The organism is Anaerolineales bacterium, assembly GCA_019637755.1.
Taxonomy (GTDB): Bacteria; Chloroflexota; Anaerolineae; order Anaerolineales; family UBA11579; genus JAMCZK01.
This window is the reverse complement of the sequence record JAHBVC010000001.1, coordinates 1,562,350-1,587,364: the sequence shown is the minus strand read 5'-3', so window position 1 is coordinate 1,587,364 and position 25,015 is coordinate 1,562,350. Positions and strand designations below refer to the sequence as shown.

The window sequence follows — 25,015 nt, the reverse complement described above, 5'->3', positions numbered from 1 at the left end:
TATCCTGCAATTATTCTTTTTACTTCAGAGCCCTCAATGGGGATTGAACCCATGACCTCATTCTTACCAAGAATGCGCTCTACCACTGAGCTATGAGGGCTAGCGAGCGGCTGCGCCGCTCGCTTTTGGCAATTGCTTCGCAATTGCCACGCGCTACCGCGGGCTACTCAGTATTTTGAGCGGCTGCACGGTTCGCTTTGGCTTTGCTTTCGCAATTGCCACGCGCTACCGCGGGCTACTCAGTATTTTCGAGCGGCTGCGCCGCTCGCTTTTGGCAATTGCTTCGCAATTGCCACGCGCTACCGCAGGCTGCTCAGTATTTTTGAGCGGCTGCACGGTTCGCCTTGGCTTTGCTTTCGCAATTGCCACGCGCTACCGCGGGCTGCTCTTGTGGGCAGAGAGGGATTCGAACCCCCGAAGGCGTACGCCATCTGATTTACAGTCAGACCCCGTTGGCCACTTGGGTATCTGCCCATGTTTCCGTGCAACGCTAGCATCTTGCCAGCAGGGTGCTTGCGTTGCACGGAAGCCGACGACGGGAATCGAACCCATAACCTACCGCTTACAAGGCGGTTGCTCTGCCGTTGAGCTACGTCGGCGTGATATGTAGTTGTTAAACTCAACCGCGCGCAGGCGCGCAGAGCTTACCAAAAATCACCCTCAAAACCTGCCGAGAGCGCTTGGCAAGAGCGTAAGTTTATCCGCGTTGGCAATCAGAGTCAATGCCTGAGTGTATTTTGCTGGTTAGCCGGTGGCTCCAGCGGTAAAGCCGCGCGCCTGCCACACCAGGTACAACGCCACCGAGCCGGCTACGGCTGCATTCAGCGATTCCACCTGGCCCCGCATCGGCAATTGCAGCAACGCATCACAGGTTTCGCGCACCAAACGGCGCATGCCTTCCCCCTCGCTGCCCACCACCAACGCGATCGGCATATCCAGCTTAAGCCGCCCCAAGGGTTGGGCCTGCGCACCCCCATCCAGACCGATCACCCAGATGTTCTCCTGCTTAAGCTCATCAATGGCCTGTGCAAGATTGTGCTGGGCGATGAGCAAGTGCTCACTGGCCCCCGAGGATGCATTGACCACTGCCGGAGTAACGGTGGCAGTACGTCGCTGCGGAATGATGACGCCATGGACGCCCACGGCTTCGGCGCTGCGCAACAAGGTGCCTAGGTTTTGCGGGTCTTGCAGCGTATCAAGCAGCAAGAAAAAGGGGGGCTCCCCGGCTTGCTGTGGCCTCTGCAGCAATTGGCCAAGATGAGCGTAGGCATACTCCTCTACCTGCAGGGCCACCCCCTGATGATGACCTTCTACCAGGCCATCCAGCTCATGGCGGCGCAGTTTGCGCACCGGCAACTTGGCGACCCGCGCCAACTGCTCGATCTCGCCTAGGCGCGTGCTGGGCTGTAGACCCTCGGCCAAGGCCAGCGCATAAATGCGCCGGCGCCCTGCCCGTAGGGTTTCATAGACGGCATTGCGCCCATACAGCCATTCCTTCACACTACACCCAACGCCAGGCACTGCCGCCGACGCTATCCTCTACGATCACTCCCAGCGTCGCCAGGCGGTCGCGGATCGTATCGCTAAGCTGCCACTGTTTCTGGGCGCGCAGCTGGACGCGTGCCTCCAGCAGCGCAGCGATCAGATTGGCCGGCTGGGGCTCGGCGGCTTGCAACTCGGCTGCGATCGCTGGGTCTACCGCGGCGATCTCGCTTTGCAGCGCGGCCACCAATTCTACGAACGGTGCCGCATCCACTTCGCGCTGGGCGCGCGCCAGGCGCAAGCCCAGCACGCCGCTAAGCTCGCGCAGCACGGCCTGCGCCGGGGCAAGCTGGGCCTCATTGGCATCCGCGTCGCGCGTCTGGTTGATCACGCGCACCAGGTCGAACAAGACCGCCAGCGCCGCCGCGGAGTTAAAGTCATCATCCATAGCCGCCACAAACTTTTCGCTGGCGGCCTGCGCTTCGGCTTGCAGCGTGCTTTCGATCTCCGCCGCCGCACCGCGCGCGCCCGGCAGCGGCGGGTTGAGCCCGCTGCGCAGGCGCTCCAGGCCGCGGCCGGCACTTTCCACCACTTCATCGCTATAGGTGAGTGGACGGCGATAGCTGGTGTTCAAGATCATCATGCGCAGCACATCAGGCTCGTGCTCGCTGACAAAATCTTCGATGGTGATCAGGTTGCCCAGCGATTTAGACATCTTCTCGCCAGAGAGCTGCATCATGCCGTTGTGCATCCAATAGCGCGCAAACGGCTTGCCGCTCAAACTTTCGCTTTGGGCGATCTCGTTTTCGTGATGCGGAAAGATCAGGTCATTGCCGCCACCATGAATATCGATCTGCTCCCCCAAATGGTGGAAGACCATCGCCGAGCACTCGATATGCCAGCCTGGGCGCCCCGGCCCCCACGGGCTATCCCAGGCGGGCTCGCCGGGCTTGGCCGCCTTCCACAGTGCAAAATCCATGGGGTGCTCTTTGCGTTCATCTACATTGATGCGCGCACCGGCGTTCATATCTTCCAGCTTGCGATGCGAGAGCTTGCCGTACTCTTCGTCGCTGTCGACGCGATAGTACACGTCGCCTTCGGCGGGATACGCGTGGCCCGATGCGATCAGGCCGGCGACCATGTCAATGATCGCGGGGATCTCTTCCGTGGCACGCGGGTACACCGTGGCCGGCAGCACATTCAACTGGCGCAAGTGCTCGGCGTATTGTTCAATGTAACGCTCGGCCAGGTGCAAGGGGTCCTCCCCGGCATCATTGGCGCGGATGATGATCTTGTCGTCCACATCGGTATAGTTCATCGCATGGCGCACCTGGTAGCCGCGATACTCAAGGTAACGGCGCACGATGTCAAAGACCAAGCTCGACATGGCGTGCCCGATGTGCGCATTGGCGTACACGGTAGGCCCGCAGACGTACATGCTGACCTGGTTAGGCTGGAGGGTTTCAAACGTCTCGGTTTGGCGGGTGAGTGTGTTGTAGATGCGTAGGGTCATAACTGAGTTACCGGGTCACTTTTGTAATTTGCGGCGGTTGCTGCGCGCCGGAGCTTCGGGTTTGGCGAATACCATGCGGCCTGCAGCCGTCTGCAGCACCTTGGTCACCGAGGCCTGCACAGTGTTGCCCAGGTAGTCGCTGCCATCCTGGATCACCACCATCGTGCCGTCATCCAAATAGCCCACCCCTTGGCGCGGCTCGCGCCCGGCCTGGATCACCTTGACGGTCAACTCTTCGCCAGGCAGAAACACTGCCTTGACGGCATTGGCCAGCTCGTTGATGTTTAGGATCGTCACTCCCTGCAGCTCGGCCACACGGTTGAGGTTGAAATCATTGGTCAGCACGGGCACATGCATCTGGCGCGCCAGGATCACTAGCTTGTCATCTACATTGCGCGTGCCCTCTACATCTACATCACTAATGCGCACGCCCAGCTTGGCATCTTTCTGCAGAGCAGCCACAACCTCAAGGCCGCGGCGGCCACGCTGGCGGCGCAGCTTGTCGCCTGAATCGGCGATGTGCTGCAGCTCGTTGAGCACGAAGCGCGGGATCAGCAGCGCGCCGGGCACAAACCCGGTACGGGCAATATCCACGATGCGGCCGTCAATGATCACGCTGGTATCCATTAGGATGGTGGCCGCATTGGCGCCCTCGGCCCGCGGGCGGCTATCCGCCGTGCCGCGCCCTGAAAAATTCATGAACGAGAGAATATCGTTCTGGCGTGAGATAAACACGGTCACACCAAAATAGCTGATCAAGACCGCGAAAACGATCGGCAAGATCTGGCTAAAGGGCCGTGGCAACAGCGAGAGCGGGAAGGCCAGCAAGCCGGCGATCACCAGACTGATGATCAGCCCAAACAGGCCCGCCAGCAAGGCCCGCGACGAGATTTGCGCCAACACCCGGCGCACGGCCCGCAACGGATGCACGGTGATGTACGGCGTTAGCACCAACCCCACCAGCGCGCCGACCAAGCCAAAGATGCGCGCGAACCATTGCGGGTCCTCGCCCGACAGGTTGGCCAACTCCACGCCGCCATATACGCCCAAGGTGCCGAAGATCAGCATCCCTATCAAGCGCAGAACAAACTGGATACTCATGCAACTCCTATCCTTGCCTAACGCAAACAGCGCTCACCTGGAGCGCTCTTGCCAACCCATGGCAGCAGGGGTAGCCGCCGGCCGGTTTTCAGTTGCCGTTTCTCAATGCTGTTTCGGTAGAGCCAAAATGAGTGCAGGTTGCCGGCCCAGGGTTAACCCGAGGCAAATAAGTGCGAAGAATCAATCGAATGGATGAAACAGCACAGGTATATTAGCATGCCGCTCTGGGGGATGTCAAATTTTGCACTGGCGCGGCCATTTTCCACTAGGGCCACAGAATTTTGGTAGCATACGTACTTGCATGTCCACGCCTGAAGTCATTCAGATCACCGAAGCCAACTTTCCTCTCCAGGTACTGGAGCATTCGCGCCAGCAGGTAGTGGTGCTGAGCTTCTCGGCCGATTGGTGCATTCCCTGCCGCGGGCTGGATCATGCGCTGTGGCAACTGGCCAACGAAGCCGGCCACATCTTTCGCCTGGCGCGCCTGGATGTCGACGCCCAGCCGCGTCTGGCCAAACAACTCGGCGCAGCCAAAGTGCCGGCCGTCAAAGCCTTTCGCAACGGGCAAGTGGTCGCCGAGTTCCAGGGCCACCCTGGTGAAGCGCGCCTGCGCGAGTTCGTGGCGGCCCTCGGCCCCAGCACCCAGGACATAGAAGTAGGCCGCGCCGAGCACTTGCTCGCCCAGCACGAGTGGGACGCGGCCGAAGTAACCTTGCGCCAAGTGCTGGACACCAATCCTGACCATCCCGCTGCGCTGCTCGGGGTAGCCAAAAGCCAGATCGCCCGCGGTGACTTCGCCGGGGCCTTGCCGATCCTGCGCAACTTTCCCGTCAGCAAGCTGTATACCCAGGCCGAACAACTGGCCGCGCTGGCTCAAGCAATGGCGGATGCCGCCAACGGTGAGCTGAGCGAAGACGCACTGAGCCCCATATTCGCCAACAGCCTACGCCTGGTGGGCCGCGGCCAGATCGCCGCGGGCATGGATGGCCTGCTGGAGCTATTGCGCCAAAACAAACGCTACGCCGGCGGCCAAGCCCACAAGGCAGCCTTGGGCCTGCTCACCCTATGGAGCGAAGAGGACCCGGAGGGCCGCGCCTACCGCAAAGAACTGGCCGGCTTGCTTTTCTAACTATGCACACCCCCCATACCGATACCGACACGATCACCCCGCTGATCGCCCGCTATTTGGACATCGAGCAAGTCGTTCAGGGCGGCGGCAAGTTGCCCTATGTGATGCGCTATCACGGCCAGCTGCGCGTCGAGTCAGAACGTGCCCATCGCGAACTGAGCGCGGCGCTCAAGGCGCAAAAACTCAGCGTACATTTGCTGGCCGATGGCAAGCAGCATGCACTGGTGCTCACGCCCCTTCCGCCGCGGCCGCGCCGCTCCAACCCCTGGCTCAATCTGGCCTTCTTTCTGCTCACCCTGGCCAGCATGCTCTACACTGGCATGCTCTACGGGTTGGAGGAGCCGCTACCCACCACCCTGGCAAGCTGGTTCAGCCATCTGGGTGAAGGGCTGCCGTTTGCCGCCGCCTTGCTGAGCATCTTGCTGGCCCATGAATTTGGACACTACTTAGCGGCGCGCTATCACGGCAGCGAAGTGAGCCTGCCCTACTTCCTGCCGCTACCCGCCCCCTTCAGCCCCTTCGGCACGCTAGGTGCTTTCATTCAACTCAAAGAGGTACCGCGTAACAAAAAAGTGCTGTTCGATATTGGCGTGGCCGGGCCCTTGGCTGGCCTACTGGTGGCCATCCCGGTGCTACTGCTGGGCTTGCAGCTCTCCACCCTTGAACCGTTGCCGCGCTTCGTGGCCGCCGGGGATGCAATCAGCCTGGAAGGCAACTCGATCCTGTATCTACTTTCAAAATACGCGGTCTTTGGGCAGTGGCTGCCGGCTCCACAGAGCTACGCTGGCGTGCCGCCGTTGCTGTACTGGGCGCGCTATCTCTTCACCGGCGCCCCCAGCCCCCTGGGCGGCATGGATGTCTTTTTGCACCCCGTGGCCTGGGCTGGCTGGGCCGGCCTGCTGGTCACGTCGTTGAACCTGATCCCCGTAGGCCAATTGGATGGCGGGCATATCCTGTATGCCCTGTTGGGCAAACGCGTGCGCGCCCTGTGGCCGGTGATCGTGGCGCTCCTCGCCATTCTGGGGTTCTTTTATTCAGGCTGGTGGGTGTGGACCTTTTTGATTCTATTTTTGGGGCGTGCATCCGCCGAACCACTCGATCAAGTGACCCCACTCAACCCGGCGCGTAAAGCGGTTGCCATTCTGGCCATTCTGTTATTTTTCCTGGTGTTCACTCCGTTGCCACTCACGCTGATCACTGGGCCATTCGGTGGCCCCTAAGGCTACGGATGCGCCTCCGCCACCACCTGCACATCGCTGATCTGCGGGCCGAGGCTGTAGACCCAGAAATCAAACTCCGTCTGCCCTGCGCTCTCCCAGCGGCGCATGCCTACCGGTTCGCCGCCGGCATCGTAAGCCACCGCCAGCACCCACACGCTGCTGGCTGAACCCGCCAACTCCACGCGGCCGCGCACATGGGCGGCCTGGGCCGCCGGCGCGGTCGCCTCCCAACTGAAATTTACACTCTGCACGCGTACATACTGCGCCTGATCTTCTTGCACCGCAAAGGCGCTAGTGATTTCCGCTTGGGCGCTGGCCCAGCCTGCGGGGGCCACAGAGAAGGAAGCTATCAACGGCATAGCCGCGCCCACCGGCAGCAAATTCAATGGCGGCACTGCCTCTGCATCCGCCAGGGTGTTCCCACTGGCATCGCGCAGGCGCACATAGCCGGTCACGTTCTCCAGTGGCAACTGGCCATCATTCTGCACCAGCACCAGACAGCGCAACTCGCCCGCCTGGCTGGCAAAACAGCGCGGCGGGCGGGCGGCCACCGGCACCGGGGTGATTTGTGGCAGCGGGGTAGTGGCGGCCATTGCCCCGGAAGGAATCAGCAGTTCGGTGCCTGGGGCCAGCGCGCGGGCATCCACCCCAGGGTTGGCAGCCATCAACGCATCCAGCGTGATCTCAAGGCGGGCTGCAATCGTGAACAAGGTGTCGTTCGGCACCACCACATAGATTTGTGGTGTGGGCGTGGGCGGCACAAATTCCAGCGTAGCCGCGCCGCCCGCCGTGGCGCTGGGGGTAGCCAGCACAAATTCAGTAATTTCCAGTGAAGCCAATGGGGTGGGCTGCGGCTCAGGTGCGGCTTGGCACGCAGCCAGCCACAAACATAAGCTCAGGAGTGCACAACGTGAGAACACGCCGTGATTATATCCAAGCCCTTTTCTTGTCCAGGCGGAGTGCGTGTGCTAAACTCACGCGCAATGGCATTAACGAAGGAGCAAATGCTTCAGGAGGCCGTGCAGGCGGGCCAGACGGGCGACACCGCCCGGGCACGCGAGCTGCTGCTGGCACTGCTGCGCACCGACAATCGCGAGCCGCTCTATTGGTTGCTGATGAGCACCGCGGTGGAATCACGCCAGGAGCGCATCTACTGCTTGCAAAATGTGCTCTTCCTCGACCCTGACAACAGCGCTGCCCGGCATGATCTTGAGTTGCTCGGCGCCGAGATCCCCGAGCAAGGCGTGCCCGCCTTCATCCCCGAAGACCCTGGCGAATGGCAAACCAGCGAGATTGCGGCCCCCAAACTGCGCAAGCGCAAAAAACGCGCCATCGATCCGGCCTGGTCTGCCCGCTGGATCCTAGGCAGCCTGGCGGGCGGCATCGCGGTCATTTGGCTGGTGTTCTTCGCCACGCAGCAAGGGCTGCTGCCCAGTTTTATCAACACCGCCACCCCCAGCCTGGGCGGCACTCTCAATACCACTCCGCAAGCCACCGCCACGCGCCAGATCCAACTGGCCACGCGCGATCCTGAAGAACTGCTGCAGGCCACCTATACCGCCACGCCGCGCTACCTGGCCACCCCGCATGCTGACCCGGCCTTCAAGGAAGCCCTGGCCGCCTACGACGCGGGCAATGGGCCGCGCGCCATCGAGCTGTTTAGCGCCTATCTGGCGGCTAACCCACAAACCGCCGATGCTGCCTACTATCTGGGGCAGAGCTACTTGCAGGCGGGCCAGCCAGCTGCGGCCCTGCAAGCATACGAGCAAGCCATCGCCGCCGATAGCTCCTTTGCCTATGGGTACCTGGGCCGCGCCCGGGCGCTGATCGCCCAGGATGCCAATACGGCCAGCATCCTTACGGATCTAAACACCAGCCTGCTGCTGGATGACAAGCTGATCGAAGGTTACCTGGAACGAGCCGCCTTTAACCTCAAGCGCGCCAACCCCAACCGTGCTCTGGAGGATGCCTTGGCGGCCGAAGCCCTGGCACCCAACAACGCCCAAGTGTTGGAACAGATCGCCCAGGTGTACCTGGTGCGCGGGGAGTATCAAGAGGCATTGCAGGCCGCCGTGCAAGCCCAGCAGCAAGATCTGACCCTACTGTCAAGCTATCTTACGATCGCCAGTGCCCAGCAAGGCCTGGGCAATTACGAAGCCTCAGTGCAGACCCTGCAAACCTACCTCGGCTTCGCTGGTGAAGATGGGCGCGGCTGGGAACTGCTCGGGCTGGCGCACCAATTGAACGGCAACGAATCATTTGCTCGCGAAGCGTTTGAGCGCGCCCTGGAGCTGGATGCTAATTTGCCCTCGGCGTCGTACTATCGCGGCATCCAGGAACTCGAAGCGGGGCGCAGCGAACTGGCGTTGAGCGATTTCCGCGTAGCGGTAAGCGGGGCGCCCGATTGGTTCGAAGCGCGCATCTATCTCGGCCGCGCCCTGCTGGCCACCGGCAGCCCCAGCGCGGCCTTTTTCGAGATCAATGCGGCTGCCCCGCTGGCCAAAGCGGCCGCCCAACGCGCCCAGTTGTTTTACTGGCGTGCCACCGCGCTGGAAACCCTGGGCCAGCCCAACACGGCCAAGGCCGATTGGCAAAGCCTGCTGACCCTGCCCGCCGCCAGTATGCCCGCCGCCTGGCGCGACGAAGCCCAACAACACCTGCAACCGTAGCGCCTGCTTGCAAAGCCACTTTCGCAGGGCTATAATCTCGCCGTTAAGGTTCACTGAAACTATGCCGGTCTATACCTATCGTTGTGACAACTGCGGCCATGAATTTGACCGCCAACAAAGTTTTGATGACAGCCCACTCAAGGTATGCCCTGAATGCCGCAAACATGCGCTGCACAAGGTGTACCGCGCCGCGGGCGTGGTGTTCAAAGGCTCCGGCTTCTATGTGACCGATAAGAGCCACAAGGCGGCCAGCCCGGCCCCGAGCAACGGCAAAAAAGGCAAAGAGGCCAGCCCAGCCAGCGAGAGCAAAAGCGAAAAGCCGGCCAGCAAGCCCAGCACAGAAAGTTAAACAAAAAATGCTGCCCAAGGGCAGCATTTTGCTTTGTATTGCTATTCCAACATGCGCATCGCTTCTTCGGAAGTGATCTTGCCACTATCCAGATCTTCCAGTATCCTGCGGCGCTCTTCTTCCGTCAGTGGAACCGCGCTGTCTTTACCGGGCTCATATCCCAGGGCGCGGATGACTTCATGCAAACGGCTACGGATGGTGGGGTAAGAGAGCTTGAACTCATCCTCCATGCGCGTAATCTTGCCCTCATTGCGCACAAAGGCTTCTACAAAATGCAATTGCTCGGGGCTGAGCCGGGAAAATGGGCCGGCCTCAAAGCGGCCCTCAATGGCGGTTTCACAATCGCGGCATACCAGGCGGGTGAGGACCAGCTCACCTTGGCAAACCGGGCAGACGTGCGGTGCGCTATGCATGCAAAAATTATAAAGGAAACTACTCTGCGCCGCGCTGCTGGGCCGCTTCGGCCAGCACCGCCAGCATCTCAGCATGAATGTGAGCGTTGCTCACGCAGGCGGCCATTTTCTCCACCATCTCGATCGGCGCGCCATCCGGCTGGGTGAAGCGCCCGCCGGCTTCCTCCACCACCAGGCGTGCCGCGGCCATATCCCAGGCGAACAGCTTGAACTCCCAATAGCCATCCAGGCGCCCGGCGGCCACATAGCACATATCCAGGGCGGCTGAACCCGCCCGGCGCAAGCCTTGCGCCCGGCGCACGAACGCCCCCACCTCGGTGACGTTGTTGTGGCTGCTGGTATGCGAATCATACGGGAAGCCGGTAGCCAGCAAGCTGGTAGCCAGCACCTGCGCCTGGGTCACCTGCAACGGCTTGCGTTCGCTGCCCCGCGTTAGGTAGGCGCCCTGCCCGCGCAGTGCACTGAACAGCTCGTCACGCAGCGGGTCATACACCACGCCTACCAGCGGCGTTTGCCCCTGATACAGCGCGATCGACACAGCAAACATCGGAAAATGATGGGCATAGTTGGTGGTGCCATCCAGCGGATCGATGTACCAGGTGTAGCCGTCTTGCCCCTCACGGCGGCTACCCTCTTCGCCCACCAGGCCGTGGGTAGGGTATGCGGCCGTGATGCGCGCCACCACCAGTTGCTCAGAGGCGCGGTCGTACTCGGTGACCCAATCCACCGCTGAACTCTTGTGCATTACTTTGTTTTGCTTATCAAAGCCTTCGAGCAACAGGGCGCCAGCCTCGCGGGCGGCGCCTATCGCAAACTCGAGATAGTCTTCCATCACTTGCTGATCAAGATCTGCAGCCACGCTGGTTCCTTTATTGTTTGGCACTCACCACGGATTGCAAGTAGGTCTGCACCGCCTCACTCTTGGGCAGGCGCAAGGCCCGGCTGGCAATATCCTGTGCTTCCTCCAACGAGAAGCGCCGGATCAAATCTTTGACCACCGGCACGCTCACCGGCGACATACTGAACTCGTCCAGCCCCATGCCCAGCAACAACGGCACGGCCAGCGGGTTGCCGGCGAATTCGCCGCACACCCCCACCCATTTGCCCTGCGCATGCGCGGCATCGATGGTGAGCTTGATCAAACGCAGCACGCTGGGGTGAAAGGGGCTGGCAATGTTGACCACACGCTCGTTGGTACGGTCCACCGCCATGGTGTACTGGGTCAGGTCATTCGTGCCGATACTGAAGAAATCAACCAGTGGGGCAATGTGCTCGGCCACCAGTACTGCCGAGGGTACTTCGATCATGATGCCAAACTGCAGCGTCTGGCAGAACGGGGTACCTTCGCTGGCCAGCTCCTCTTGGGCGACGCGTAACAAGCCGCGCGCCTGCTCCACCTCGGTGAGGCGCGAGACCATCGGCACCATGATGCGCAGATCCGTATCCACGCCGGCGCGCAACAGGGCGCGGAACTGGGAAAGTAGCAGATCCGGGCGCTCACTCATCATGCGGATGGCACGCCAGCCCAAGAAGGGATTGGCTTCAGTTTTGAAGCCCAAATAATCAACCGATTTATCGCCGCCGATATCCAGCGTGCGCACTACCACCGGCTTGCCGCGCAGTACCTCAAAGATCGCGCCATAGGCGGCCGTCTGCTCATCTTCTGTGGGCATACTATGGCGGTCAAGGAACAGGAATTCGGTGCGAAACAGGCCCACGCCCTCCGCGCCGTACTCCAAGCCTTGCTGCGCATCTTGCACATTGCCGATATTGGCTACCACTTCCACCTGGTGACCATCGGTGGTGATGGCGGCCTCGTGGCTGCGGGTTTGTGCGGCGGCGCGCTGGGCCAGCCAGGCGGCCTGCTGGCTGTGCATCTCAGCCAGTTTGGCTTCGCTGGGGGCAAAGATCACTTCGCCATTGCGCCCATCCACGATGGCCAGCGCGGCGGCTTTGGCCTGAGCCAGCTCCAAGGGGGCACTGACCACCGCAGGAATGCCCATGCTATTGGCCAGGATGGCGGTGTGCGAGGTTGGCCCGCCCTGAATGGTGACCAGAGCCAGCAAACGGCTGCGGTCAAATTGCACGGTATCGGAAGGGGTCAGATCCTCGGCGAAAACGATCACGGGCTCATCCGGGAACCCTTTGAGCTGCGTATCTACGCCGAGGAGCAATTGGATCAAGCGGCGGCCAACATCACGCAGGTCCACGGCGCGCGCCTGGAAGTATTCGTCTTCCAAGGCGGCCAGTTCTGCCGCAGCATGCTCGATCGCATCCTCCACCGCGGCCTCAGCGCAGATCTGCTGGCTTTCGATGCGCTGGTGAATGGCTTTATCCAGCTCGGGGTCTTCCAGAAACATTTGGTGCGCTTCAAAGATCGCCGCTTCCTGCTCGCCGATCTCAGCCAGCGTTTTTTGCTGCAGTTCAGCCAGTTGCTGTTTGGCGGTCTGCTTGGCCGCCGCCAGCCGCGCCAACTCAGCCGCTACATCACTGATGCTGCGCCGCTCCACGCGCGCCGCGTGGGGTTGGTACACCCACGGTCTCCCTATTGCAATACCTGAAGCAGCAGGCACCCCCTTGATGGCCAGATTGTCCAGCATGGTTTCCATTCAAGTCGCCTAATGAGTTTAGATTGGCGCTTACAGTACCATCAAATGCGGCCGTTCACAAACTGTGCTGAGCTCATCGAGGAAGGCCGCGGCTACGGCGCCATCAATCACGCGATGGTCCACCGAGAGGGTCAGCGTGGCAACGGGCCGCACCTGCGGCTGTCCGCTTGCATCCGGCAGGACCCGCTGGCTGGCCCGCCCCACCGCCAGAATGCCTACCTGGGGCGGGTTGATGATGGCGGTGAAGCGATCGACGCGGAACATGCCGAGGTTGGAGATGGTAAAGGTTGCGCCTTGCAAATCTGCGGGCTTGAGCTTACCACTGCGAGCGCGCTGCGCCAAGTCATTCACTTCGCTGGCCAGGGTGCTGATGCTTTTGCTCTGCGCCTGATGAATGACCGGCACGATCAGGCCATCCTCCAGCGCCACCGCCAGACCGAGGTGAATATCGGCGTACTGCAAGATCTCCTGCGCGGCGAGGTGGCTATTGAGCCGGGGATGGCGCGTGAGCGCCCAGGCCACGGCCTTGGCCAGCACGGCGGTCAGGGTCACTTTCGGGCTGCCGCTGGCCGCCTGGCGGTTGGCCACCGCCACCATATCGTTGAGCGCGCTGATGTCCACATCCACCTGAAAATAAATGTGTGGCGCTTCCTGTGCGCTACGCTGTAAGTTGGCCGCAATCGTGCGGCGCATCTGGCTAAGCGGGATGTGCTGCACGCCCCCTGGCTGGTGGGTTTGCGCGCCTGGAGCCGCCTGTACCGCGCGAGGCGCGGCGGCCACATCGGCCGCCTGCACGCGCCCGCGTGGGCCACTGCCGCGTACGGCGTGCAAGGCAATGTTCCCCTGGCGTGCCGCTTGGCGTGCCGCGGGCGTGGCACGCACCTTGGCATCAGAGGCACTAGCCGGGGGCTGCGCAGCACCAAGGTATTGCTCCACATCCTTGCGGGTTATGCGCCCACCCACTCCGCTGCCGCGCACCGCCGCCAAGTCGATACCGTGCTCGCTGGCTACTTTGGCCGCCAGGTCCGACACGGCGGCCACGCGCCCCTCTGCGGCCGGCGGCGCATAGGCCGGCAGGGCCGCTGGGGGCGCTTGTTGGGGCTGCTCGATACCTGGTGCGGGGCGCGGCGCTGGCACTTCAGCAGCCTGCACGACCGCTGCAGGGCTGACGGGCGCTTTGGCGGGCGCCGCCGGTGCTTTTTCGCCGGGCGCCAGGATGTAGGCGATCACCGTGGTGACTGGCACGGTTTCGCCAGCGGCGTAGCCCAGCGCGCGGAACACGCCGCTGGCCGGGGCCTCGATCTCCATGTTGATCTTATCCGTGGTGACCTCAGCGATTGGGTCGCCTTGCTCCACTGCCTGGCCATCCTGCACCAGCCAGGAGACGATCTGGCTGCTCTCCTGATTGAAGCCGAAGACCGGCATGATGACTTCTTTGGCCATTAGTATTCCCCGCGCACAAGTTTGCGCGCCTCGGCCACGATGTTCTCCACCTGGGGTACGGCATGGTATTCGAGGTTGCGGTTATAGGGGATCGGGATATCCAACCCAGCCAGGCGGCGCACAGGGGCATCCAGGTAATCGAACGCTTCGCTCTCCACAATGCGTGCCGCCAATTCGGCGCCATAGCCGCTGGTCTTGACCGATTCGTGCACGATCAGCGCTTTGCCGGTCTTCATCACCGATTGGATCATTAGCGTGTCATCCAGCGGATTGAGGGTGCGCGGATCAACGATCTCGAGCTCAATGCCCTCTTTGGCCAGTTCCTCGGCGGCCTGCTTGGCGCGCTGCACCATGATCGAGGTAGCCACCACGGTGAGATGCTGGCCACTGCGCACAATGTTGGGCTGGCCCAGCGGAATGGTGTAGGGTTCTTCGGGTACCGGGCCGCTGATCTTGTAGAGCAGCTTGTGCTCTACAAAGATCACCGGGTTCTCATCGGCAATCGCCGCCAGCAGCAGGCCCTTGGCATCATACGGGGAGCTGGGCATGACGACTTTGAGGCCAGGCACATGCGTGAACCAGGTCTCCAGGCTCTCGGAGTGCTGGGCCGCCGCGCCAGTGCCAGAGCCGCCGGGGGTGCGTAGCACCATCGGCACGCTGGCTTTGCCGCCAAACATAAAGCGCACCTTGGCGGCCTGCAGCACCAACTGCTCCATGCCCAGGGTAATGAAATCCATAAACTGGATCTCGCCCACCGGGCGCATACCGGTGAGCGCCGAACCCACGCAGGCGCCCACGATGGCCGCCTCGGAGATCGGGGTATCGATCACGCGCTGATCACCAAACTGGGCGTGCATCCCGGCGGAGACGCCAAAGGCACCACCGTATACGCCAATATCTTCGCCGATAAGGAAGACGCGCTCATCCGCCTGCATCGCCTGGGTCAGCGCCTCGCGGACGGCTTCAACATAAGTGATCTCGCGGGTACCGTTGGCGCTAGGCATACACGCCCTCCATAATGTCAGCCGGGTCCGGCTCGGGGCTGGCCTCAGCAAAACTCACTGCCTCGGCAATTTCGGCTTCGGCTTTCTTGAACAAGGCCTCTTTGGCGCTTTCCTTCAGCCCCAAATTGCCGGCCAGGCGCTCGATCGGATCTTTATCCATCCAGGCCTTGACTTCTTCGCGGGTGCGATAGGCCTGGCGATCACTCTTCGAGTGGCCCATATAGCGATAGGTGTTGCATTCGATCAACGTAGGGCCATGGCCTGCCACCGCCTGTTGGCGTGCCCGCAGCACCGCGGCAAAGACGGCCTGCGGATCGTTGCCATCCACAGTTACCCCGTACATGCCGTATGCCGCCGCCCGCTCACTGATGCGCTCGACGCGCATGCTCTTTTCGACGGGCATGGACATGGCGTATTGGTTGTTCTCACACAGGAAAATGACTGGCAGGTTCCAAATGCTGGCCATATTGAGCGATTCATGGAAGGCGCCCTCATTCGAGGCGCCATCGCCAAAGACCACCATCACAACCTGTTCCGTGTTGCGCGATTTGATGCTCAGCCCCACGCCGACCGAGATCGGCAGGCCGCCGGCCACAATGCCGTTAGCGCCCAGGTTGTTGGCGTCTACATTGGCAATGTGCATCGAGCCACCGCGGCCGCGGCAGTAGCCAGTTTCCTTGCCCATGAATTCAGCCATCATCAAATCGGCCTGGCTGCCCCAGGCCAGGCAATGGCCGTGGCCGCGGTGCGTATTCAGCAAATAGTCTTGCTGGGTGAGCGCCGCGGAAGCGCCCACGGCGGTGGCCTCTTGCCCGATGGAGAGGTGCATCGTGCCGTGCACTTTGCCCAATGAATACAGCTCCAGGGCTTTTTCTTCGAAGCGCCGGATCACCATCATCGTGTACAGCATTTCGTGCAGCTGCGCGTCACTCAGCGTGCTTGCTGCGGCCACTGGGGACGTCTTAGAGTTTTTGGTCTTTGCCATGCTCTGTCAAACCTCAATCGATGCCGCGGGTCTGCAATAGGCTGATCTCAGACAGGCGGTTGACTAAATGCAGGTCACTAATGGCCTGCGCGGCGCTGCTGGCCAATACCAGTACGCCGGCTCCTTGAATAAAGAGAACCCGCGCTGCGCCGATGCTCGCGGGCGAGGGTGTACTGGCCGAAGCGCAATAGGCCAGCGTGCCCAAGTGGCTGGCACGCGGCAAAGGGCCCAGATCGGGCAGGCGGCCAGCGGCCAGCAGCGCCATGGCGGCCGCCGGCTGGCCCAGCAAGCTGGCGCCCGCAGCCGGGTGCTGCTGGTAGCCGAGCAGGTGCCAGGCCCAATGAGCCGGCAGTGCCGCGCCTTGCGGGCCGGCAGGGTTGCGTTCACCGGCCAGCAATAGCTCGGCATCCGCAAGTTGGTAAAACCAGCTCTCGGCGGCCGTCACCAGAAACTTGCCTTGCTCCAGCCGCTGGCTGATTTCACCCAAGCGGCCCGCCACCAGGCCCAATTCGGCCGCCTGGCGGGCATGCGTACTCAGTGCCTGCAACTGGGCCGGGCTGGCGAAGACTTCGCGCAGCTCGGCGCCCAGGCGCCCGGCCAACTGGCCATCCGTGTGCGGCTTACGCCCCCACAAGTGGCCATAGGTAGCCGATAACCGCTCGACGATGCCCGTCGCCTGGGCGACAGATGCCGGTTTGCGCATATTAGCCCTGTTGGGCCGCCACCAATTCATCCTGAGCGCGGCGCAGCTTGACGATCAGTTGGCTTTCATCCAACTGCACATCCTCATAGCGCAAGGCCTGGCCCATCGGCACATCGTTCACCAGGGTGGCGCCCACCGCCAAACCCAGCGGCAGCAAGTTTTGCTGGCGCGCCACACTGGCTTTCTCGATCATGCCGTAGACGGTAAAACCACCCAGCGCATCAATGCGCTCGCCGGCTTTGAGATCGCGCTTGGCTGCCGTGATCGTCTCAGCGGTGGGCGGCTGCAGCGTCACCAGGGTCGAGAGCCCCTCCAACGCGGCGTGGGCGATCGAGATCGGCGTCTCCAGGTTAGCCAGGTGATAAGGGCGGTACAGGCTCCAATAGCCGTTGCCGCCGCTGCTCACGCCGAGATAGTTCAAATCGCGGATCACTTTCTCACGATCGGTGGTGATGATCACGAACACGCCGGGCGCCGGGCCAACGGCATAGTCCACCACGCCGCTGCCCTCCAGCAAGCCACCATCCGCCTTGGGCACAAAGACTTTGGCCAGGTCCTTGACGGTAACATCCGGCCCGTGGGCACCGCGCACCTCGGGTACAAAACCGATACCGTTGGCAATGCTGGTCATCTCCACCATCGTCTTGGTGCCATCTTCGAACGAGGCGAGCATCTTGGGGCTCATCTTGCGGCTGCGCGCCTTCTCCGCCACGCTGTCCGGATTGGAAGCACGGTTGAGCGGGTTGTTCTTGCCTTTGCCTACGGCAACGATGCGAAAACCCAGCGCATCGGCAAAATCGTAAATTTCCTTGATCGCCCCCGGCTCATCGCCGGCGGCCAGGGTGTAGACCACCCCGGCGGCCTTGGCCTGCTGCCCGAGGTAATAGCCAATCGTGGCATCGGCCTCCACATTCATATTGACGATGTGTTTGCCGGCTTGGATGGCGCCCAGGCACACTTCGGCGCCAATTTCAGGAATGCCGGTCGATTCAACGATGACATCCAGGTTGGCAATTTTCAGCAACTCCGCGGTAGATTGCAGCGCGGCGCGCTTGCCGGCAGCGATGAGGGCATCCGCTTCGGCGGCGCTAGCGGCCTCAGCGATGAGCTGCGGATCGACTTCGGCTTCGTGGAAGGCGTCATAGGCGCGGCGTGGTAGCACGTCGGTCACGGCAACGGCCTTCATGCCGTCCATTAATTCCATTTGACCAATCAGGCCAGTCCCCATCTGGCCGGCTCCCACCAAGCCCACCCGAATTGGGTGGCCCTGGCGGGCTTCAAACTCTCGCAAACGCTCGCGCAATGTTTTCATTTTTCTACTCAGGATCCTCAATCCGCAACTGGGTGCCCACCTCAATAGTGGGCAGCGCCTTCATTTCCACACATACATCCCCTGGCATTTCAGGCTCAGGCTGGCCGTTGACTTTGACCACCAGATGGCCCAGGCTGGCCAGGTTGGCATTCGCCACCTCGCCCACCGCCAACACTTGAAAGGCCTCGTCATTCAAGAACAGGCGGTCGCCCGCCATCACTTGCCCCTCTAGCTGCTGGCCATCGTGCAAAATGGCAAATTCGGCCAGCTCTTCGGGCGCCTGCCCGCCAAAGAACACCAACACATTTTCTGCAATAAATTCGGCAACATATGGGCCGATGTGAGTAACGCGTGCCTGATACTTAACCATGCTGCCTAGCTCTGCGAATTAGTCTTCGATCAGTTCGACCTGGTCCGCGGTGACGCCAGAAACGAACACGTTCTCTTTGATGAAGCGGAACAGCGGGCCAGACGGCTTGGTGGCATACACATCCACGGTGAGCACACCCTTCATTGGGTATACGCCCACCCGCGCCGTACCGCCACAGTCGATGATGGCGACGGCGATCTCGTCAAAGCCGGCCTTGGAGCGAAAGCCATCAAAAGCGGTGCCACCGGTTAGATCGGCAATGTGTTGGGCCAGGGGGTGGATGCCGCCGCCGGTGACGCAATAGATCAGATCCTTACCCGGCTTGGGCTCGATCACCAGGGGCCCGCCCCAGCCGCGTGGCCCGGCGGAAATTTTGACCTTTTTGTATTGCTTGCTCATCGTCTTAATCCTCTCTTGTCCGAAGTTCCGTTTGTAGATGGGTTGAGGCCGGGAGGGGAAAGATTCCCCTCCCGGCTCAAAGCAGTGCTTAGTAGGGAAGCAGGGGCATGAACAGGAAGGCGATCAACACCGCCACAGGGCCGGTGATGAGGCGGGAGAACAACACCGCCGGAACGCCTACTTCCACCGTCTCGGGCTCGGCTTCACCCAGCGCCAGACCGACGGGGATGAAGTCACAACCCACCTGCGGGTTGATGGCGAACAGCGCCGGCAGCGCGTACGCCGGGGGGATGCTGCCATTGGCCAGCAGGGTGCTGCCCAACAGGGTGCCGATGATCTGGGCGATCACCGCGCCGGGGCCCAACAGGGGCGAGAGCACCGGAATGGCGATGATCACGGAGAGGATCAGCAGGCCCACCAGGCTGCCCGCCAGCGGGGCGAGCATGTTGGCGATCCAGTCACCCACGCCAGTGGCGAGGATGATACCGATCACCAGGCTGATGAAAGCCATGAAGGGCAGAATGTTTACAACGACCTGATCAACGGCATCGCGGCCGGCCTGGTACAAAGCACCGACCACACCACCAACGCCACGGCCAACTTTTACAAGGAATGCATTCATTGTTTAGTTTCTCCTTCTTCTCTTACTTCGCAGCCGTGCGGCGCGCCCACATGATGGCGGTAATGCGCTCAGTCACAATGCCACGGATGAAGATGACGATCAGGCCGACAACCAGGTACCACAGCGCCAGAGGCACGGTGGAGAGGCCCAGCGATTCAATGCCCGCGGCGATACCCAGCCAGACGAACAATTCACCCGGATTGATGTGGGGGAAGATACCCAGCGGCGGGTGAACGTAAGACACGGCGGCATCGTAAAACGCCGGCTTGAAGCGCTCGGGGAGGAAGCGCCCCATGGTGTAAGCCATAGGGTTGGTCAGGAAGAACACGGCCAGGAAGGGGAGCAAGATGTAGCGCACGGGGTAGTAGATAATCCCGTCGCGGGCGGCCCATTCACCCACCTTGTCAATCTTCTCGGGGCCGATCAGGGCCACGAGGGCGTTGACACCGGTAAGCAAAACAATCAGCAGCGGAATAATGCCGCCGACCAATGAAAGGAACACAGCCCCGCCCTGTTGGAACAAACCAATGAACCATTCTGCTGCATGTACTAAAGCATCCATAGTCTGAGACTCTCCTCTAATAAGTCGATTAGGGGTGTAGGTGAGACATTTCGGCAATCGCTGGGTGGGTTCCTCCTATTACTTGTGCTTGGGATTTATTTACCGGGGTCTGCTTCGGGGAGGGTCTGCTTTTCAGCATCAAGCAGATACGCCGCGGCATCGCGGAAGGCATCAGAAAGTTTTTGAGAGACCGGTAAGGGCTTGGTCTCATCCACTATGTCATGTAGGGATAAACCGATCAGTTCGGGCACGGGCTTCAAGCCAGAGAAGTTTGACCAGCCGGACATTTTCTCGGCATGGATGACCTGCTTGGCATTATTCACGGTGAGCACTCCATAGACGCGGCCGCGGTATTGGCCGCCGCCTTTGCCCACCGCAGTCAGCCCCGCCTGGCGCACCACTTTGAGGCGTGCGTAGAATTTGCGCATCTGGATGTAGGTGAAGGCAAATTGCAAGCCCCACATCAGCAAAAGGGCTACGCCAAGAACGGCGATATTTTCAGAAAGGAAATCCAGCATCAGTGCTCTCCAAAGTTTTCGTGGATCAAGGTCTGCAAGGCCTGCAGCACTTCTTGCGCTTGCGGGCCATCGGCCTGGATTTCAACTACGTGATCTTTGAGGACAGCCAGCAGGAGTAGCTTCACCGGGCTGGCCCCCGGCACGGGCCCTTTGCCGCGAGTGAGGTTGGTCACCTGCACCTCGGCATCATAGGCTCTAACGGTCTTGACGAATTGGGCTAACGGTCTTGCATGCAGGCCGGCTTCATGTTGGATGGTGGTTCTGAGAATGCCCATAGTCCGTCTTTCGCTGATGGTCTAGTTGGAGTGCAACTCCAGCACCTTCTCCGCCGCCTTGTCGTCCGTAATAAGCACGTCGATCAGGCGGCCGCGCAAGGCGCCAAGGATGGCCGGTGCCTTGGCTTCGCCACCGGCGATGCCCACCACCGTCCCCTTGGCATCGCGCAGCTCCTGCAACGAGATGCCCACGACGCGCTGGTTGAAATCGAAGCCGGAGAAATTCCCGTTCTGGTCATACACCCGGGCGCAGATATCGCCCACGGCGCCTGTAGCCTGAATGATCGCATCCATCTCGGCGGCGGGCAGGCTGCCGGCGCGCACCAGGGCAGAATAGCCGGGTGTGGTGGAGCCGATGCCCACCAGGTAGTAATCCGCGCGCAGGCCGAGCGCCAGCACTTCTTGAATATGGCGCTCATTGAGCAAGGTATCCCGTGCATGCTGGTCTTGTACGATCACTGGAGCGTTGAGGGTGAAATACTTGCCTGAGAAGACCGCGGCGATGTTGCGCGCCAGCTCTGGCCCATCCACCGCAGGGTCACCGTAACCGATGGAGCCGATGATCTGCACGATGCGTAATTCGGGGTAGTTGCGTTTGCGCAGCGCCTGGGCGACTTCAAAAATGGCCGTGCCCCAGGAGATGCCCAGGGTGCTGTTGGGCGCCAAATGCTCGCTGAGGTAGTAGGCGCCCAGGCGGCCCAGGGTGCGCAGGCTCTGGCTTTCGGTATACAGGCTGGTTTGCAGGACGTGGGCGCTGTGCAGGCCGAAAGTTTTGGCCAGGCGCTCTTCGAGAATGGAGTCGCGCCGCACGGGATGATTGATGCGGATTTGGACCAGGCCAGTTTCACGCGATTCGGTGATCAGGCGCGAAACCTTGGAGCGAGAGAACCCAAAACGGTGCGCGATTTCAGCTTGGCTCATGTTTTGCATGTAATACAGCTCTGCAATTTGTGCCAGCAGAGCCATGCGCTCATAATCTTGCATCGTCACACGGCCCTCGCTTGCAAAAACGCGCCGGGTAAAAGACCCCAGGCGCCCCCTTGCATATACGGCTTCGTCTGCACAGAATTGCATGCGTTGCACATATACCTAAAGATAGTAACACTAATTTTCCTCTAAAGTTTCCGCCAGAAAAATTACTCATGTGCATGTGTTTTTTGTCACGATAGCGATGGAGACAAAAAAAGACGGGCTGCTAAGCAGCCCGTCTTAGGAAGCAACTTTTAGGGTTGAGCGCTCAACGCTGGTCAAACGGCGGAGCCGGGAAGACAAAATCTGCCGTGGAAAACTCAGCCGGCCAGATCACCTGCTGTGTGCCATTGACGATCTGCACTAAGGGGTTGGCGACGCTGCTGGTGCCATCGGCGAAGAAAGTGATATGGCCCGTGACGGTATCGAGATCCGTGGCGGCGATGGCATCACGGATGGCCTGACGGTCCAGTGCGCCGGCACGCTCGATCGCATCCGCCATGATCTGGATGACTGCATAGGCGTTGCCCACTTGCGCCAGCGCCGGGCTGCCATATTCCGCCTGATAGCGTGCGTTGATCGCCGCCACACCCGCATAGTTCATCGAACTGTGCCATCCCGGAGCCAGCACAACATAATCACCGGCGCGCCCCAAATTCTCGATCCACACCGGCGTATTGTCGGGGGCGCGCACCACCAGGGCAAATTCGGGCGTATAGCCCAGCTCTGCCATCTGGCGGAACAATGTAAACCCATCCGGGGGTACGGGTAGCGAGAGCACCGCATTAGCACCGGCTTGTTGCACGCGCAAAATGATATCGGTGAAATCTGCCGTGCCGACTGCATAGCTTTCGGTGGCCACGATCTCGTATCCATAGGTCGGTGCGGCTTCGGCCCACATGCCGCCCAGCTCAATGCCCCAGTCGGTTTGCTCATGGATGATGGCAACTTTGGTGGGGCGTTGGCCCTCAGGCAAAAGGCCATTGAGCATTTCAAAGACATCGGTAGCCATTTGTGGAGATTTCCAGAATGGCGAGAACAAATACTGATAGCCCTGCTGGTGAATATCATATTGAGCGAAGGCGATACCGAGATAGGGCACTTGATTCTTTTCTGCAATCGCCGCGGCAGCGGAATGCAAGCTGCTACCAAACCCGCCCAGATACACGGCGACATTGTCGGCGGCGTAGAGCGCCTCCAAATTGCTAACGACGTTCTCCGGCTTCGATCCATCATCCTTGACGATCAGCCGGATCGGAAGGTGGGCGTCGTATTCGGCGACATAGATGCCGCCTGCCTGGTTGATCGCATCGACCGCATATTGGTAGCCGATCAGCACCTGGGCACCCCCGGCGGCGAAGGCGCCAGTGAGCGGGATCGTGGCGCCGATGTTAATGGCGGCTGGCACTGCGCCCTGCCACACGGAAGCGGGCGCGGTAGCCTGTGCCGTTACAGGTGCCGGGGCGCAAGCCAATAGCAGTTGGCCCAGCACAACCACGGCGGCAATTATCTTCAGTAGGTTTTTCATCGCTTCTCCTGAGCGGCCCCCTGCGCCCGCTTGGATTTTACGCTATGCCAGAATTCAACAAAGCCGCCGGGCATCAGCAGTACCACCAAGATAAACACGCTGCCAAAAAGGATCAGATGAAAATCCACCCAATGGGCTGCCAACACATCGCGCAGGAAGACAAAGAAAGCGGTACCGAGCACCGGGCCGACCAAGCTACCAATGCCACCGATAAAGGTGACCAGCACCGCATCAAAGGTCCAGGCCGGCTCAAAGGTCAGGCTGTAGTAATAACTGGGATGATAAAAGGCGAACACGCCCCCGGCCAGGCCAGCCCAGAAAGCGCTGATCACGAACGCGCTAAGTTTGTGCGCGAAGATATTAACGCCGATCGCTTCGGCCGCGTGCTCATCTTCGCGCACGACGCGCATTCCCAAGCCGAGCTTGGAATGCCGCAGCAGATTGGCTGCTACCAGCGCCGCCAAAAATACGCCCAGGGCCAGCCAATAGCGCTCACTCAGCGCATACTGCGCAAGCACCGCCCCCGGCAGGCGCGTAACCTTGGGCAGCAGCGAACTGACGGTGGCGCGTAATGCCTGCGCGATCGCCAGCGTGGCAATGGAAAAGTAGATGCCGCGCAAGCGCAGCGCCGGCGCGCCGATACATAGCGCAAACAAGGCCGCAGCCAAACCACCGGCAGCCAAGCTGGCCCACAAACCCCAGCCCTGGGCTAACCATAACTGGCGGGTGGCCAGCGCACCGATGCCAAAGAGGGCCGCGTGCCCCAGGTTGATCTGGCCGGCAAACCCCGCCAGAATATTCCAGCTGATTGCCAACGTAGCCAGGATCAACGCGTGCACCAGCGTAGTGATCAGGCTGTCATTGGCGCCATACCACGGCAGGGCCAGCGCGGCAGCCAACAGCAATCCCAGGCCCAGGGTGCGCGTAGCGGGCTTAGCCAAGTTTGGCACCAAATAATCCTTGCGGGCGCAGGCTTAGCACCACAAGAAACAAGAGGATGCCAATCGCCTCGCGATACTGGCCGCCATTAGGAATGAGATATGTGCCAACACTTTCCGCCACACCCAGCAGGATGCCAGCAAAAAACGTACCGCGCATACTGCCCAACCCCGCCAGCACCACTACGATCAACGCTTTCAGTGTCCACGCTAGGCCGACTGAAGGGCTGACGCTGTAGCCCAGGCTGACCAGCATGCCAGCCACGCCGGCGAGTGCCGAGCCGATGGCTACTGTCCATAGATATACGCGCTGGATATTGATGCCGGTTAGTGCGGCATGGCGCCAGTCTTCGGCAGTGGCGCGAATGGAGTTGCCAAAATCGGTGCGCTCCAAAAGCCACTCCATGCCAAAAGCACACAGCATAGAGATCAAGAAGCCCGCCGCGCGAGCAACCGGAATGCGCACCCCGGCGAGCGTCAGCGCATTAAGTGAATAGGCAGTCGTGATGGCGCGATCATCCGCCCCCCACATAAAGATAACCACATTGTGCAGTATCAGCGTTAATCCAAAGCCGATCAACAGCGAGTTCTTGATGCGTGGCTGCTCCTCCGCACGCACGATCCATTGAAACAACCCAAGATGCAAGCCGAGGCCCAGCGCGAACATTAATGGCACGATGAGCAGCAATGCTACGAAGGGGTCAAGCCCGTAAAGAGAAAAGCCCCAGAAGGCAGCATAGCCCCCCAGCATGATCAGTTCTCCATGGGCCACATTGAGGATCTTAAGCACGCCAAACATCAACGAAAGGCCCAAAGCGGCCAAGCCATATAGGCCGCCGAGCAGCACCCCGGAAACGGCAACTTGTGCAAGTGCATCGAGATGGATCATGGCAACTCGCCCA

General features: G+C 60.9%; 26 protein-coding genes and 3 tRNA genes. 4 read left to right on the top strand and 25 right to left on the bottom strand.

What is annotated here, in order from left to right:
- Positions 1–28: 28 nt before the first annotated feature.
- The 6 genes from KF821_07750 to KF821_07725 form a co-directional block, all read right to left on the bottom strand.
- Positions 29–100, bottom strand: a tRNA-Thr gene (locus KF821_07750).
- Positions 101–391: 291 nt separating this feature from the next.
- Positions 392–474: transfer RNA gene (locus KF821_07745), tRNA-Tyr, on the bottom strand.
- A gap of 53 nt (positions 475–527) precedes the next feature.
- Positions 528–599: transfer RNA gene (locus KF821_07740), tRNA-Thr, on the bottom strand.
- A gap of 145 nt (positions 600–744) precedes the next feature.
- Entirely contained in the window at positions 745–1,500 is a 756-nt protein-coding gene (gene rlmB / locus KF821_07735) for a 23S rRNA (guanosine(2251)-2'-O)-methyltransferase RlmB (protein MBX3005702.1), read from the bottom strand.
- A 1-nt stretch (position 1,501) separates the two neighbouring features.
- Positions 1,502–2,995 (bottom strand): cysteine--tRNA ligase, encoded by a 1,494-nt coding sequence (gene cysS / locus KF821_07730; GenBank protein MBX3005701.1) that lies wholly within the window; start codon positions 2,993–2,995, stop codon positions 1,502–1,504.
- A 15-nt stretch (positions 2,996–3,010) separates the two neighbouring features.
- Complete coding sequence (locus KF821_07725; GenBank protein ID MBX3005700.1) at positions 3,011–4,096, bottom strand: TRAM domain-containing protein; 1,086 nt, start codon at positions 4,094–4,096, stop codon at positions 3,011–3,013.
- A 301-nt stretch (positions 4,097–4,397) separates the two neighbouring features.
- Between KF821_07725 and KF821_07720 the strand changes: the two genes are divergently transcribed.
- Together KF821_07720 and KF821_07715 are read left to right on the top strand one after the other, a co-directional pair.
- Positions 4,398–5,225 (top strand): tetratricopeptide repeat protein, encoded by an 828-nt coding sequence (locus tag KF821_07720; protein MBX3005699.1) that lies wholly within the window; start codon positions 4,398–4,400, stop codon positions 5,223–5,225.
- Positions 5,226–5,227: 2 nt separating this feature from the next.
- Positions 5,228–6,445 (top strand): site-2 protease family protein, encoded by a 1,218-nt coding sequence (locus tag KF821_07715; protein MBX3005698.1) that lies wholly within the window; start codon positions 5,228–5,230, stop codon positions 6,443–6,445.
- 2 nt (positions 6,446–6,447) lie between these two features.
- On the opposite strand, the gene KF821_07710 is transcribed toward KF821_07715, so the two are convergent.
- A complete protein-coding gene (locus KF821_07710) occupies positions 6,448–7,365 on the bottom strand; it encodes a LysM peptidoglycan-binding domain-containing protein (GenBank protein ID MBX3005697.1) in 918 nt (305 codons plus the stop codon).
- A 63-nt stretch (positions 7,366–7,428) separates the two neighbouring features.
- Between KF821_07710 and KF821_07705 the strand changes: the two genes are divergently transcribed.
- Complete coding sequence (locus KF821_07705) at positions 7,429–9,114, top strand: tetratricopeptide repeat protein (GenBank protein MBX3005696.1); 1,686 nt, start codon at positions 7,429–7,431, stop codon at positions 9,112–9,114.
- A 61-nt stretch (positions 9,115–9,175) separates the two neighbouring features.
- Complete coding sequence (locus KF821_07700; GenBank protein ID MBX3005695.1) at positions 9,176–9,463, top strand: zinc ribbon domain-containing protein; 288 nt, start codon at positions 9,176–9,178, stop codon at positions 9,461–9,463.
- A gap of 41 nt (positions 9,464–9,504) precedes the next feature.
- Here the strand turns inward: KF821_07700 and KF821_07695 are convergent, their stop codons facing one another.
- From KF821_07695 to KF821_07610, 18 genes are all read right to left on the bottom strand, one after another.
- Positions 9,505–9,876 carry a DUF2089 domain-containing protein gene (locus KF821_07695; GenBank protein MBX3005694.1) on the bottom strand — a complete coding sequence of 124 codons (372 nt, stop codon included), beginning with the start codon at positions 9,874–9,876 and terminating at the stop codon, positions 9,505–9,507.
- 19 nt (positions 9,877–9,895) lie between these two features.
- Positions 9,896–10,735, bottom strand: coding sequence for an inositol monophosphatase (locus KF821_07690; GenBank protein ID MBX3005693.1), 840 nt, complete (start codon positions 10,733–10,735; stop codon positions 9,896–9,898).
- Between the two features lie 10 nt (positions 10,736–10,745).
- Positions 10,746–12,485, bottom strand: a complete 1,740-nt coding sequence (ptsP, locus tag KF821_07685; protein ID MBX3005692.1) for a phosphoenolpyruvate--protein phosphotransferase — start codon at positions 12,483–12,485, stop codon at positions 10,746–10,748.
- A gap of 30 nt (positions 12,486–12,515) precedes the next feature.
- Positions 12,516–13,928 carry a 2-oxo acid dehydrogenase subunit E2 gene (locus tag KF821_07680; protein MBX3005691.1) on the bottom strand — a complete coding sequence of 471 codons (1,413 nt, stop codon included), beginning with the start codon at positions 13,926–13,928 and terminating at the stop codon, positions 12,516–12,518.
- On the bottom strand, positions 13,928–14,932 hold the full coding sequence (locus KF821_07675; protein ID MBX3005690.1) for an alpha-ketoacid dehydrogenase subunit beta: 1,005 nt from the start codon (positions 14,930–14,932) through the stop codon (positions 13,928–13,930). Before KF821_07675 ends, KF821_07680 begins: the two co-directional genes overlap by 1 nt.
- A complete protein-coding gene (locus KF821_07670) occupies positions 14,925–15,917 on the bottom strand; it encodes a thiamine pyrophosphate-dependent dehydrogenase E1 component subunit alpha (GenBank protein MBX3005689.1) in 993 nt (330 codons plus the stop codon). Before KF821_07670 ends, KF821_07675 begins: the two co-directional genes overlap by 8 nt.
- Before the next feature lie 13 nt (positions 15,918–15,930).
- Positions 15,931–16,620 (bottom strand): class II aldolase/adducin family protein, encoded by a 690-nt coding sequence (locus KF821_07665; protein MBX3005688.1) that lies wholly within the window; start codon positions 16,618–16,620, stop codon positions 15,931–15,933.
- A gap of 1 nt (position 16,621) precedes the next feature.
- Positions 16,622–17,932, bottom strand: coding sequence for a hypothetical protein (locus KF821_07660; protein ID MBX3005687.1), 1,311 nt, complete (start codon positions 17,930–17,932; stop codon positions 16,622–16,624).
- 4 nt (positions 17,933–17,936) lie between these two features.
- Complete coding sequence (locus KF821_07655) at positions 17,937–18,302, bottom strand: PTS glucitol/sorbitol transporter subunit IIA (GenBank protein MBX3005686.1); 366 nt, start codon at positions 18,300–18,302, stop codon at positions 17,937–17,939.
- A gap of 18 nt (positions 18,303–18,320) precedes the next feature.
- Positions 18,321–18,701, bottom strand: coding sequence for a hypothetical protein (locus KF821_07650; GenBank protein ID MBX3005685.1), 381 nt, complete (start codon positions 18,699–18,701; stop codon positions 18,321–18,323).
- An 88-nt stretch (positions 18,702–18,789) separates the two neighbouring features.
- Positions 18,790–19,323, bottom strand: coding sequence for a PTS glucitol/sorbitol transporter subunit IIB (locus KF821_07645; protein MBX3005684.1), 534 nt, complete (start codon positions 19,321–19,323; stop codon positions 18,790–18,792).
- A 22-nt stretch (positions 19,324–19,345) separates the two neighbouring features.
- Entirely contained in the window at positions 19,346–19,885 is a 540-nt protein-coding gene (locus KF821_07640; GenBank protein ID MBX3005683.1) for a PTS glucitol/sorbitol transporter subunit IIC, read from the bottom strand.
- 95 nt (positions 19,886–19,980) lie between these two features.
- Positions 19,981–20,403: a hypothetical protein gene (locus tag KF821_07635; protein MBX3005682.1), complete on the bottom strand. Its 423-nt coding sequence runs from the start codon at positions 20,401–20,403 to the stop codon at positions 19,981–19,983.
- Positions 20,403–20,678: an HPr family phosphocarrier protein gene (locus KF821_07630; protein MBX3005681.1), complete on the bottom strand. Its 276-nt coding sequence runs from the start codon at positions 20,676–20,678 to the stop codon at positions 20,403–20,405. The genes KF821_07635 and KF821_07630 overlap by 1 nt, the downstream gene beginning before the upstream one ends.
- A 21-nt stretch (positions 20,679–20,699) precedes the next feature.
- Entirely contained in the window at positions 20,700–21,668 is a 969-nt protein-coding gene (locus KF821_07625; GenBank protein MBX3005680.1) for a sugar-binding transcriptional regulator, read from the bottom strand.
- 247 nt (positions 21,669–21,915) lie between these two features.
- Positions 21,916–23,175: an amino acid ABC transporter substrate-binding protein gene (locus KF821_07620; protein MBX3005679.1), complete on the bottom strand. Its 1,260-nt coding sequence runs from the start codon at positions 23,173–23,175 to the stop codon at positions 21,916–21,918.
- Positions 23,172–24,116 carry a branched-chain amino acid ABC transporter permease gene (locus KF821_07615; protein MBX3005678.1) on the bottom strand — a complete coding sequence of 315 codons (945 nt, stop codon included), beginning with the start codon at positions 24,114–24,116 and terminating at the stop codon, positions 23,172–23,174. The genes KF821_07620 and KF821_07615 overlap by 4 nt, the downstream gene beginning before the upstream one ends.
- Entirely contained in the window at positions 24,109–25,002 is an 894-nt protein-coding gene (locus KF821_07610) for a branched-chain amino acid ABC transporter permease (protein MBX3005677.1), read from the bottom strand. Before KF821_07610 ends, KF821_07615 begins: the two co-directional genes overlap by 8 nt.
- Positions 25,003–25,015: the final 13 nt, after the last annotated feature.

Excerpts from the sequence above, each read along its gene's own strand:
- cysS (MBX3005701.1), bottom strand. The coding sequence starts at position 2,995 with ATGACCCTACGCATCTACAACACACTCACCCGCCAAACCGAGACGTTT.
- KF821_07725 (MBX3005700.1), bottom strand. The coding sequence starts at position 4,096 with ATGAGTATCCAGTTTGTTCTGCGCTTGATAGGGATGCTGATCTTCGGC.
- KF821_07720 (MBX3005699.1), top strand. The coding sequence starts at position 4,398 with ATGTCCACGCCTGAAGTCATTCAGATCACCGAAGCCAACTTTCCTCTC.
- KF821_07715 (MBX3005698.1), top strand. The coding sequence starts at position 5,228 with ATGCACACCCCCCATACCGATACCGACACGATCACCCCGCTGATCGCC.
- KF821_07705 (MBX3005696.1), top strand. The coding sequence starts at position 7,429 with ATGGCATTAACGAAGGAGCAAATGCTTCAGGAGGCCGTGCAGGCGGGC.
- KF821_07700 (MBX3005695.1), top strand. The coding sequence starts at position 9,176 with ATGCCGGTCTATACCTATCGTTGTGACAACTGCGGCCATGAATTTGAC.
- KF821_07695 (MBX3005694.1), bottom strand. The coding sequence starts at position 9,876 with ATGCATAGCGCACCGCACGTCTGCCCGGTTTGCCAAGGTGAGCTGGTC.
- ptsP (MBX3005692.1), bottom strand. The coding sequence starts at position 12,485 with ATGGAAACCATGCTGGACAATCTGGCCATCAAGGGGGTGCCTGCTGCT.
- KF821_07680 (MBX3005691.1), bottom strand. The coding sequence starts at position 13,928 with ATGGCCAAAGAAGTCATCATGCCGGTCTTCGGCTTCAATCAGGAGAGC.
- KF821_07675 (MBX3005690.1), bottom strand. The coding sequence starts at position 14,932 with ATGCCTAGCGCCAACGGTACCCGCGAGATCACTTATGTTGAAGCCGTC.
- KF821_07670 (MBX3005689.1), bottom strand. The coding sequence starts at position 15,917 with ATGGCAAAGACCAAAAACTCTAAGACGTCCCCAGTGGCCGCAGCAAGC.
- KF821_07665 (MBX3005688.1), bottom strand. The coding sequence starts at position 16,620 with ATGCGCAAACCGGCATCTGTCGCCCAGGCGACGGGCATCGTCGAGCGG.
- KF821_07660 (MBX3005687.1), bottom strand. The coding sequence starts at position 17,932 with ATGAAAACATTGCGCGAGCGTTTGCGAGAGTTTGAAGCCCGCCAGGGC.
- KF821_07655 (MBX3005686.1), bottom strand. The coding sequence starts at position 18,302 with ATGGTTAAGTATCAGGCACGCGTTACTCACATCGGCCCATATGTTGCC.
- KF821_07650 (MBX3005685.1), bottom strand. The coding sequence starts at position 18,701 with ATGAGCAAGCAATACAAAAAGGTCAAAATTTCCGCCGGGCCACGCGGC.
- KF821_07645 (MBX3005684.1), bottom strand. The coding sequence starts at position 19,323 with ATGAATGCATTCCTTGTAAAAGTTGGCCGTGGCGTTGGTGGTGTGGTC.
- KF821_07640 (MBX3005683.1), bottom strand. The coding sequence starts at position 19,885 with ATGGATGCTTTAGTACATGCAGCAGAATGGTTCATTGGTTTGTTCCAA.
- KF821_07635 (MBX3005682.1), bottom strand. The coding sequence starts at position 20,403 with ATGCTGGATTTCCTTTCTGAAAATATCGCCGTTCTTGGCGTAGCCCTT.
- KF821_07630 (MBX3005681.1), bottom strand. The coding sequence starts at position 20,678 with ATGGGCATTCTCAGAACCACCATCCAACATGAAGCCGGCCTGCATGCA.
- KF821_07620 (MBX3005679.1), bottom strand. The coding sequence starts at position 23,175 with ATGAAAAACCTACTGAAGATAATTGCCGCCGTGGTTGTGCTGGGCCAA.
- KF821_07610 (MBX3005677.1), bottom strand. The coding sequence starts at position 25,002 with ATGATCCATCTCGATGCACTTGCACAAGTTGCCGTTTCCGGGGTGCTG.